A 9,780-nucleotide genomic window follows, 5' to 3' on the forward strand; every position below is an offset into this window, starting at 1 on the left:
AGGTGGACACCTTCGCTCTCGTCGTGACCATCGGGGTCGCGCTGTTCTTCACGTACACCAATGGCTTCCACGACTCCGCGAACGCCATCGCGACGTCCGTCTCGACGCGGGCGCTGACCCCGCGGGCCGCGCTCGCCATGGCGGCGGTGATGAACCTCGCCGGCGCCTTCCTGGGCAGCGGGGTCGCCAAGACCGTCAGTGAGGGGCTGATCGCCACGCCGACCGGCCGGTCGGGGATGGGGATCCTGTTCGCCGCGCTGGTCGGGGCGATCGCCTGGAACCTGATCACCTGGTACTTCGGGCTGCCGTCGTCGTCCAGCCACGCGCTGTTCGGCGGCATGGTCGGTGCGGCGCTCGCCGGAGGCACCGAGGTCATCTGGACCGGCGTCGTGGAGAAGATCGTCCTCCCGATGTTCCTGTCCCCGGTGGTGGGGCTGGTCCTCGGCTATCTGGTGATGGTCGTCATCCTCTGGATGTTCCGGAAGGCCAACCCGCACCGGGCCAAGCGGGGCTTCCGCATAGCCCAGACCGTCTCCGCGGCGGGCATGGCGCTCGGGCACGGCCTCCAGGACGCCCAGAAGACGATGGGCATCGTCGTGATGGCCCTGACCATCGCGGACGTCCAGGGGCAGGGCGACCCGATCCCGGTCTGGGTCAAGATCGCCTGTGCCGCGATGCTGTCACTGGGCACCTACGCGGGCGGCTGGCGCATCATGCGGACCCTGGGCCGGCGGATCATCGAGCTCGACCCGCCGCAGGGCTTCGCCGCCGAGACGACGGCGGCCTCGGTGATGTACACCGCGTCGTTCATGTTCCACGCGCCGATCTCGACCACCCACGTCATCACGTCCGCGATCATGGGTGTGGGCGCGACGAAGCGGGTCAACGCGGTCCGCTGGGGCGTCGCCAAGAACATCGTGGCCGGCTGGTTCATCACGATGCCCGCCGCGGCGCTGGTGGCCGCGCTGAGCTACTGGATCGTGAACCTGGCCTTCGGCTAGACACTCCGGCCCTCGGACCGAGGCCGAAGCCCCCTGCCCTCGGGCCGGAGGCTTCGGCCTCGGTCGGTTTCGGCCCGTCCTCGGTCACTCCGCCGTCGGCCGGTCACTCGGGCCCCACCCCCGGTCACTCGGGTCTCGGTCACTCGGCCCCGGTCGGCCGGTTCGGCCCGGTCACTCCAGCCCCGGCCATCGGCCCCGGCCACCCGGCGCAGGGCCCGGGACACCGCGCCGCACGTCGCCGGCCGCCCGTCCGAACGGGAAGCCGCCACCCGAACAGGCCGCCCGTCCGAACAGCGAAGCCCCCGAACAGCGAAGCCCCCGAACAGAGGCCGCCCCCGAACAGAGGCGCCCCCGGACAGAGAACGGGCCCGCCCCCGGGAGCCAGGGGCGGGCCCTTCGCCGTGCGGTGGCACCGCCATGCAGCACCGCAGGACGCTCGGTTCTCCGAGCCGTCAGCCGAAGCGGCCGGAGATGTAGTCCTCCGTGGCCTGCACGGACGGGTTGGAGAAGATCCGCTCGGTCTCGTCGATCTCGACCAGCTTGCCCGGCTGCCCGACGGCGGCCAGGTTGAAGAAGGCCGTGCGGTCCGAGACCCGCGCCGCCTGCTGCATGTTGTGCGTCACGATGACGATCGTGAACTGCTCCTTGAGCTCCCCGATCAGGTCCTCGATGGCGAGGGTCGATATCGGGTCCAGGGCGGAGCAGGGCTCGTCCATCAGCAGGACCTGCGGCTCGACCGCGATGGCGCGGGCGATGCAGAGCCGCTGCTGCTGGCCGCCGGAGAGGCCGGAGCCGGGCTTGTTCAGCCGGTCCTTGACCTCGTTCCAGAGGTTGGCGCCCTTGAGCGAGCGCTCCACGACCTCGTCGAGCTCGCGCTTCTTGTACGAGCCGTTGAGGCGCAGGCCCGCCGCGACGTTGTCGTAGATCGACATGGTCGGGAACGGGTTCGGGCGCTGGAAGACCATGCCCACGGTGCGCCGCACCGCGACCGGGTCGACACCGGCGCCGTAGAGGTTCTCGTCGTCCAGCATCACCTTGCCCTCGACGCGGCCGCCGGGGGTGACCTCGTGCATCCGGTTGAGGGTGCGCAGGAAGGTGGACTTGCCGCAGCCGGACGGGCCGATGAAGGCCGTCACGGAGCGGGGCTCCACGGTCATCGAGATGTCCTCGATGGCCTTGTGGCTGCCGTAGAAGGCGGTGAGGCCGCTGACGTCGATGCGCTTGGCCATGTGAATCACTTCCTTGCCGTGGCCTCAGCGGCCGGTCTTCGGGGCCTTCCAGCGGGCGACGCCGCGGGCGACCAGATTGAGGATCATGACGAACGCGATGAGGACGAGCGCTGCCGCCCAGGCGCGGTCGAAGGAGGCGTCCGTGCCGATCTTGTACTGCTCGTAGACGAACAGCGGGAGCGAGGACTGCGCTCCGTTGAACGGGTCGTTGTTGATGAACGCGTTGCCGAACACCAGCAGCAGGACGGGCGCGGTCTCACCGGCGATCCGGGCGACGGCCAGCATCACACCGGTGGTGATGCCGCCGATCGCGGTCGGGAGCACCACCTTGAGAATGGTGCGCCACTTCGGCACGCCGAGGGCGAGGGACGCCTCGCGCAGCTCGTTCGGGACGAGCTTGAGCATCTCCTCGGTGGAGCGCACCACGACCGGCATCATCAGGATCGACAGGGCCAGCGCGCCGGCGAAGCCGGAGAAGCCCATGTCGAAGGTGAGGACCCAGGTGGACAGGATGAACAGGCCCGCGACGATCGACGGGACACCGGTCATGACGTCCACGAAGAAGGTGACGGCCCGGGCCAGCCGGCCCTTCCCGTACTCCACCAGGTAGATCGCGGTGAGCAGACCGATGGGGGCGGCGATCAGGGTCGCGATGCCCACCTGCTCGAGGGTGCCGATCAGGGCGTGGTAGATGCCGCCGCCCGCGTCGGTGTTGGCCAGGCCCGCCATGGAGTGGCTCAGGAAGGCGCCGTCCAGCGCCTCCATGCCGCGGACCACGGTGGTCCAGGCCAGCGACACCAGGGGCACGATCGCCAGCACGAAGGAGACCCAGATCAGGCTGGTGGCCACCCGGTCCCTGGCCTGGCGGCGGCCCTCCACCTTCGCGGTGACCGTGTAGCTGGCGAGGACGAAGAGGAGCGCGGAGATCAGGCCCCACTGGACCTTGCTCTGCCAGCCGGCCGCGAGGCCGATGCCGCAGCCGAGGGCCACCGAGACGGCGGCGATGCCGGCCGGGGCCCACCGGGGCAGCCGGGCGGTGGACAGCGAGTCCGGCGCGGGGGCGTCCGTGACGGGGCGGGAGGTCGTGGTCGCGTTGCTCATGCGTTGGCCCCCGAGTACTCCTTGCGGCGGGCGATGATCATCCGGGCCGCGCCGTTGACCAGCAGCGTGATGGCGAAGAGCACCAGACCGGAGGCGATCAGCGCGTCCCGGCCGAAGTCGTCCGCCTCGTTGAACTTCGCGGCGATGTTCTGGGCGAACGTGCCGCCTCCGGGATCGAGCAGATGGCCGGAGAAGAGGAAGCTCGGGGAGAGCACGGTGGCCACGGCCATCGTCTCGCCGAGCGCGCGGCCGAGGCCGAGCATCGAGGCGCTGATGATGCCGGAGCGCCCGAACGGCAGCACCGACATGCGGATGACCTCCCAGCGCGTGGCGCCGAGGGCCAGGGCGGCCTCCTCGTGCATCCGCGGCACCTGGAGGAAGACCTCACGGGTGACGTTGGTGATCACCGGGAGGATCATGACGGCCAGCAGGATGCCGACGGTGAACAGCGAGCGGGCGGGCCCGGTGCCGTCCTTGTCGAAGATGTACGTCCAGCCCAGGTAGTCGTTGAGCCAGCTGTTGAGGCCGCCGAGGTAGGGCACCAGCACCAGGGCGCCCCAGAGGCCGTAGATGATGCTGGGCACCGCGGCGAGCAGGTCGATGACGTACGCCAGGGGCGCGGCGAGCCTGCGGGGCGCGTAGTGCGAGACGAACAGCGCGATGCCGACCGCGACGGGGACGGCGATCACCATGGCGATGATCGAGCTCACGACCGTGCCGTAGGCCAGGATCGCGATGCCGAACTCCGGCGGGCTCCCCGCCGGGTTCCACTCGAAGGCGGTGAGGAAGTTGGCCTCGTCCTTCGCGATCGCCAGGCAGGCGCGGTACGTCAGGAAGCCCGCGATGGCCGCCATGATGACCAGCAGCAGGATCCCGGAGCCGCGGGAGAGACCGAGGAAGATCCGGTCACCGGGGCGGGTGGCCTTGCCCTGGGGCAGGGACGCGGGCTGTGGCGGTGGGGCGGTCGCGTTGGGTGATATGTCCATGGATGGCTCCGGTCTGATTGGGGGATGACCCCTGGCGGCGGTGCACCGGATGTGGGGTGACCCGGTCCGGCCGGCCCCGCCCGGTGGTGGTGGGCGGAGCCGGCCGATGGGTCAGGAGAGGGTCGGCACGGTCTCCCGGACCTTGGTCGCGATCTCGGCCGGCAGCGGGGCGTAGCCCTTCTCCGGGAGGATCTTCTGGCCGTCCTCGCTGGCGGTGTAGTTGAGGAAGGACTTCACCGCGTCGAGGGTCTCGGCCTTGTTGCCCTTGTCGCAGGCGATCTCGTAGGTGACCAGGATGATCGGGTACGCGCCCTCGGCCTTGGTCGTGTAGTCGAGGTCCAGGGCGAGGTCCTTGCCCTTGCCGACGACCTTGGCGGCGGCGATGGCCTTGGAGGCGTTCTCCGGGGTGGCCTCGACGGGCTTGGCGGCGCCGGTGTCCACCTTCACCGTGCTGATCTTCTGCGAGGTGGCGTAGGACTGCTCGAAGTAGCCGATGGCGCCCTCGGTCTGCTTGACCTGGGAGGCGACACCGGAGGAGCCGCTGGCGGACTGGCCGCCCTGGGCGGGCCAGGACTTCTCCGGCTCGTACTTCCAGTCCTTCGGCGCGGCCTTGGCCAGGTACTTGCCCAGGTTCTGGGTGGTGCCGGACTCGTCCGAGCGGTGGAAGGCCTGGATCTCCAGCGACGGCAGCTTGGCGTCCGGGTTCAGCGCCTTGATCGCCGGGTCGTTCCACTTCTTGATCTTCGAGTCGAAGATCTTGGCGATGGTGGGGCCGTCGAGGACGAGGTCGTCCACGCCCGGGACGTTGGCACCGATCGCGATCGGGCCGCCGACCATCGGCAGGTTGATGCCCTGGCCCTTCTTGCAGACCTTCTTGGACTGGGCGACCTCCTCCGGCTTGAGCGCGGAGTCGGAGCCGGCGAAGGCGGTCGAGCCCTGGAGGAACTCGGTGATGCCACCGCCGGAGCCGATGTCCTTGTAGTTGATCTGCAGGTCCTTGCAGGCCGTGGCGTAGGTCTGCACCCAGGCGTCCATGGCGTTCTTCTGTGCCGTGGAGCCGGAGGAGAGGAGCTGGCCCTTGCCGCCGCACTTGATGTTGCTCGCGGCCTGCTTGTCGACGCCGCCGTTCTGGGAGTTGTCGTCCGATCCGCAGGAGGTGAGGACGAGTGCACCCGAGACCGCGACCGCGCCGACGGTCAGGGCCCGCAGTCCGCGGCCGTTCTTACGCTGAAGCTTCACCTTGGAGTGTTCCTTCCTGAGGCCCGCCGGTGGACGGCGAAGCAGAGGTTGGGGTTCTGCATCCACCCGGCGGCACAGTGCTCACCGGTACGGCTGAAATTAGGGAGAGCAGATGAATCGGCCGACGGGGCCGAGTGAACGCGAGGTGAACCTCATCCGTCGGTGCGGCGACCGGGGGTCGGGGCCGGACGGGTGACGCGGGGTGACGAGCGGTAGCCCGGTCGCCGTACAGGTTCAGTCTCGTCCGGATCCGCCCCGGGCGCGCGCCGTGACCCGCACAGCCCTGTGCTGACGGGCCGGGAGCGGTCCGCGGGGGCCCGGAGCGCCCGGTGCGGCGTCCGGCCCGGACGGTTCCCGGGTTGCGCACGGGCCGTGTCCGGGTGAACATCCGGCGGCCGTCCCCCGGTGCCGCCCCGGGGGCCGGGCCGAGGCGGCGCGCCGACGGACATCAAAGTTTGAACCTTTGGCCGGAACCTTTCGGGCCTTCCGTGCCTCTGTCGGTTTGCGGAGAGGCGTGGCACCATCCGCGCGGGGGAATCGGGTTGTCGGAAGCAGCAACTGCTGGGCGGCGAGAGGACGGTGGCGGGTGACGCGGCAGGGGGGCGGTTCGATGGGAACGCGCGCGGGGGCTCGTGGGGCGGTCGTCACCGCGACCGCGGTGGTGTGCGGGATCGTGTCACTCGTGGTGCCGGGCGTCGCCCACGCGGACCCGGCCGACCCGGCTCCCCGGAGCGACAAGCGCCTGGAGGAGGTCGCCAAGGAGGTGAACCGGCTCTACCGCAAGGCGGAGGCCGCCACCGAGGCGTACAACCAGGCCCGCGGTGAGTCCCGGAAGCAGTCCAAGGAGATCGTGCGGATCGCCCGGGCGGTCGTCGACGCGCAGAAGCGGATGGACCGGCTCAAGGCCCAGGCCGGGGCGCTGGCGCGGGCCCAGTACCGGGGCGGCAGCCTGCCCGCCGAGGCGCAGCTGCTCCTGCGGAGCGACCCCGAGGAGTTCTTCCGGGACGCCGGCACCGTCCGCAAGAGCCATCAGGCGACCAAGGGGCTGATCAGCTCGCTGTCGACGACGCAGCGGGACCTCGACCGGTACGCGAAGTCGGCGAACGAGCAGTGGAAGAAGCTCGAGAAGAACCGGAAGCGCAAGGCGGACGCGAAGAAGAAGGTCAAGGCGCGGCTGGCGGAGGCCAAGGAGCTGGAGTCCCAGCTCCGGGACGAGGAGCTGGAACGGCTGCGCGAGCTGGAGCGGGAGGCCGCCCGCAAGGCGCAGGCGAAGTGGATCGGCTCCGGCGTCCTGGACGACGCGGGCGGTGAGGCCTCGAAGCAGGGCCGGAAGGCGATCGCCTACGCGACCCGCCAGATCGGCAAGGACTACGAGTGGGGAGCGGAGGGCCCGCGGACGTACGACTGCTCGGGGCTCACCTCACAGGCCTGGCTCGCCGCGGGCCGGGGCATACCGCGGACCTCGCAGGAGCAGTGGCGGCAGCTGCCGCGGGTGGACATCGAGGACATGCGCCCCGGCGACTTGATCATCTACCACCGGGACGCGTCCCACGTGGGGATGTACGTCGGTGACGGCACGATCGTGCACGCACCGCGGCCGGGGCGTCAGGTGACGCTCGCCGGTGCCGGGTCCATGGAGATCCTCGGCGTGGTCCGGCCCGACAAGTGAGGCCGCGGGCGGTCACGTCCGTGGCTCCTGTCCGCGGTTGCCGCCCGCTTTCCTGAAGGCGGCGGCCCGATTCCTTAAGTCAGTGGCCCTGTTACTGAAGTCGGTGCTTTCTGTTCCAGAAGGCTGTGGTCCTGTTCCCTGAAGTCGGTTTTCCTGAAGATGTGGTGGCGGCCCGTCAGGTCTGCGTGACGACGGATCAGTGACCGGATTCCAGGGTGCGCAGGGCCTCGGCGAAGACGTCGTGGGCGTCCTGGCCGAAGAGCACGAAGCGGGCTTCGGTCACCGAGTCGGTGGGGGTGTCGCGGACCGTGGAGAGCGCGATGCGCGCCGCGTCCGCGAGCGGCCAGCGGTAGACGCCCGTCGAGACGGCGGGGAAGGCGACCGTCCGGGCCCCGAGCCCGTCGGCGACCCGCAGCGACTCGCGGTAACAGGAGGCGAGGGTCTCCGAACGGTCCTCGGTGCCCGACCAGACGGGCCCCACCGTGTGCACCACCCAGCGGGCCGGCAGCCGTCCTGCCGTGGTCGCCACGGCCTGCCCCGCGGGCAGCCCCCGGCCGTACTGTGACGCGCGCAACGCCCGGCACTCCGCCAGGATCTCGGGCCCGCCGCGGCGGTGAATCGCACCGTCCACACCGCCGCCGCCGAGGAGCGACGAATTCGCGGCGTTCACCACGGCGTCCACCGCCTGCTCGGTGATGTCGCCCATGATCAGCGTGATGTTCGTCATTCCCCTATTGTCTCGCTTCCGGTCAAAAGCCCATTCCGGAGGGGCATATGACACTGGCCGTTTGCGATACGGCATTCCGCTCCGCCGTCGGCTAGCGCTATGGTCGCCTGTCAGTGCCCGGCGCCGCCCCGAAAACCTTGACCAGACACGGCGCGCACCGGGTCCGCAGCGTGACCGATCGGCGGCCGCCGCACCCTCGGGGGGAGGGAAGGAAGCAGAGCAATGCCCGTACCCGTACCGCAGCAGAGGGATGCCCTCGTTGCGGCCGGTGCTCCGGCTGACCTCTCGGCCCGCTCCGAGGCCGGGCGGTCGGCCGCGCCCGTGCCGCACCAGTCCGGCCCCCTCGACGGCGCTGTGCCCGCAGGCGGCACCGCGCTCCGGGAGCAGGCGCCCCCCGCCGCGTCCGCGCCGTCCCCCGAAGGGACGAACGGTGCCGGTCTGACGCTGCTCGTCATCGAGGACCACCCGGCCGTCCCGCTCACCATCCCCGAGATGCTGGACACCGAGGGCAAACGCGTCCGCATCCGCACCGCGCGGAACCTCACCGAGGCGGAGCGGCTGCTCACCGACGACGTCAACTGCATCCTGCTCGACCTCGCCCTCGCCGTCCCCGGCAAGGAGACGGGTGACGAGCTGGACACCCTGCGCCACGTCCTGCGGCTCGCCCCCACCACCGCCGTGCTCGCGCTGACCGGCATGGCCGACGCCGAGCGCGGCGCCGAGGCGGTACGGGTCGGCGCCCAGGACTACCTCTTCCGCGACGAACTGGACGGGCGGCTGCTGAACCGGGCCATCCGCTACGCCGTCGAGCGCAAGCGCGCCGATGTCGCGCACCGGCAGCTCACCGAGTCGCGGCTGCGGGGCCAGGAGAACTCCCGGCTGGAGCGCGGACTGCTGCCCAAGCCGCTGCTGGACGGCTCCGACCTGCGGTTCGCCTCCCTGTACCGGCCCGGCCGGAGCCGGGCGCTGCTGGGCGGCGACTTCTACGACACCGTCCGCACCCCCGACGGCACCGTGCACGCCATGATCGGCGACGTCTGCGGCCACGGCCCGGACGAGGCCGCGCTCGGGGTGGAGCTCCGGATCGCCTGGCGTGCGCTGACCTTCGCCGGGCTCTGCGGCGACGAGCTGCTCGGCACGCTGCAGAAGGTCCTGGAGAACGAGCGCGCGGACGAGGAGATCTTCGCGACGCTGTGCACCGTGGACATCGCGCCCGACGGCCGCCGCGCCGGGCTGTGCCTGGCCGGTCACCCCGCGCCGCTGCTCGCCCGCGCCGGGCGGGCGCCGCGGCTGATGCCGTTCGAGGACGGGGGCCCCGCGCTGGGGCTGCTGCCGCGGGCGCGCTGGCCGCGCCGCCAGGTGGAGCTGGGCGGGGCGTGGAGCCTGATGATGTACACCGACGGCCTGATCGAGGGCCGGATCGGGCAGGGCACGCAGCGGCTGGGCCAGGACGGCATGGCCGAGATGGTCGGGCGGCAGCTCGCGGAGGGGCTGCGCGGCGAGGAGCTGCTGGATGCTGCGGTGACGGAGGCTCGGTCGCTCAATGGGGGCGAGCTGACGGATGACGTGGCGGTGTTGTTGCTGGACCGGGGGCTTTGCTGAGGGCGCTGCGGTGGGGGTTTCCAGGGTGAGCGGGGTTCCGGGTGACCGCCGGGTTCCGGGTGACCCGGTGTGCCGGGGCCGGGGCCGGTGTGTCGGGGCCGGTGTGTCGGTGTGCCGGGGTAGCGGGTGGTCCCCGGGTGGGCTGTTTCCGGGGTGACCTGGGCGTTTGCCAGGTGCGGGTGTGTGGGTGGTTTCGGGGGTGGGGGGGGGGGGGGGGGGGGGGGGG

The 9,780-nt window shown here is 71.1% G+C and carries 8 protein-coding genes; 3 read left to right on the forward strand and 5 right to left on the reverse strand.

Annotated elements, in window-relative coordinates; all coding sequences use genetic code 11:
• Positions 1–2: 2 nt before the first annotated feature.
• Positions 3–1,001: an inorganic phosphate transporter gene (locus AC3EQ1_RS28825; protein ID WP_351515034.1), complete on the forward strand. Its 999-nt coding sequence runs from the start codon at positions 3–5 to the stop codon at positions 999–1,001.
• 452 nt (positions 1,002–1,453) lie between these two features.
• Here the strand turns inward: AC3EQ1_RS28825 and pstB are convergent, their stop codons facing one another.
• From pstB to pstS, 4 genes are all read right to left on the reverse strand, one after another.
• Positions 1,454–2,230, reverse strand: coding sequence for a phosphate ABC transporter ATP-binding protein PstB (pstB, locus tag AC3EQ1_RS28830; protein WP_351515035.1), 777 nt, complete (start codon positions 2,228–2,230; stop codon positions 1,454–1,456).
• Between the two features lie 24 nt (positions 2,231–2,254).
• On the reverse strand, positions 2,255–3,331 hold the full coding sequence (pstA, locus tag AC3EQ1_RS28835; protein ID WP_432097263.1) for a phosphate ABC transporter permease PstA: 1,077 nt from the start codon (positions 3,329–3,331) through the stop codon (positions 2,255–2,257).
• Entirely contained in the window at positions 3,328–4,317 is a 990-nt protein-coding gene (pstC, locus tag AC3EQ1_RS28840; RefSeq protein WP_432097264.1) for a phosphate ABC transporter permease subunit PstC, read from the reverse strand. Before pstC ends, pstA begins: the two co-directional genes overlap by 4 nt.
• Positions 4,318–4,428: 111 nt before the next feature.
• Complete coding sequence (gene pstS, locus AC3EQ1_RS28845) at positions 4,429–5,556, reverse strand: phosphate ABC transporter substrate-binding protein PstS (RefSeq protein WP_432097265.1); 1,128 nt, start codon at positions 5,554–5,556, stop codon at positions 4,429–4,431.
• Positions 5,557–6,166: 610 nt separating this feature from the next.
• On the opposite strand from pstS, the gene AC3EQ1_RS28850 reads away from it, so the two are divergent.
• Positions 6,167–7,225 (forward strand): C40 family peptidase, encoded by a 1,059-nt coding sequence (locus AC3EQ1_RS28850; protein WP_432097266.1) that lies wholly within the window; start codon positions 6,167–6,169, stop codon positions 7,223–7,225.
• A 196-nt stretch (positions 7,226–7,421) separates the two neighbouring features.
• Here AC3EQ1_RS28850 and AC3EQ1_RS28855 read toward each other — a convergent pair whose 3' ends face one another.
• Positions 7,422–7,952, reverse strand: a complete 531-nt coding sequence (locus AC3EQ1_RS28855) for an O-acetyl-ADP-ribose deacetylase (RefSeq protein WP_432097267.1) — start codon at positions 7,950–7,952, stop codon at positions 7,422–7,424.
• A gap of 222 nt (positions 7,953–8,174) precedes the next feature.
• On the opposite strand from AC3EQ1_RS28855, the gene AC3EQ1_RS28860 reads away from it, so the two are divergent.
• Positions 8,175–9,554: a PP2C family protein-serine/threonine phosphatase gene (locus tag AC3EQ1_RS28860; RefSeq protein WP_432097268.1), complete on the forward strand. Its 1,380-nt coding sequence runs from the start codon at positions 8,175–8,177 to the stop codon at positions 9,552–9,554.
• Positions 9,555–9,780: the final 226 nt, after the last annotated feature.

Source organism: Streptomyces sp. bgisy100, assembly GCF_057709105.1.

Excerpts from the sequence above, each read along its gene's own strand:
- pstB (WP_351515035.1), bottom strand. The coding sequence starts at position 2,230 with ATGGCCAAGCGCATCGACGTCAGCGGCCTCACCGCCTTCTACGGCAGC.
- pstA (WP_432097263.1), bottom strand. The coding sequence starts at position 3,331 with ATGAGCAACGCGACCACGACCTCCCGCCCCGTCACGGACGCCCCCGCG.
- pstC (WP_432097264.1), bottom strand. The coding sequence starts at position 4,317 with ATGGACATATCACCCAACGCGACCGCCCCACCGCCACAGCCCGCGTCC.
- AC3EQ1_RS28850 (WP_432097266.1), top strand. The coding sequence starts at position 6,167 with ATGGGAACGCGCGCGGGGGCTCGTGGGGCGGTCGTCACCGCGACCGCG.
- AC3EQ1_RS28855 (WP_432097267.1), bottom strand. The coding sequence starts at position 7,952 with ATGACGAACATCACGCTGATCATGGGCGACATCACCGAGCAGGCGGTG.
- AC3EQ1_RS28860 (WP_432097268.1), top strand. The coding sequence starts at position 8,175 with ATGCCCGTACCCGTACCGCAGCAGAGGGATGCCCTCGTTGCGGCCGGT.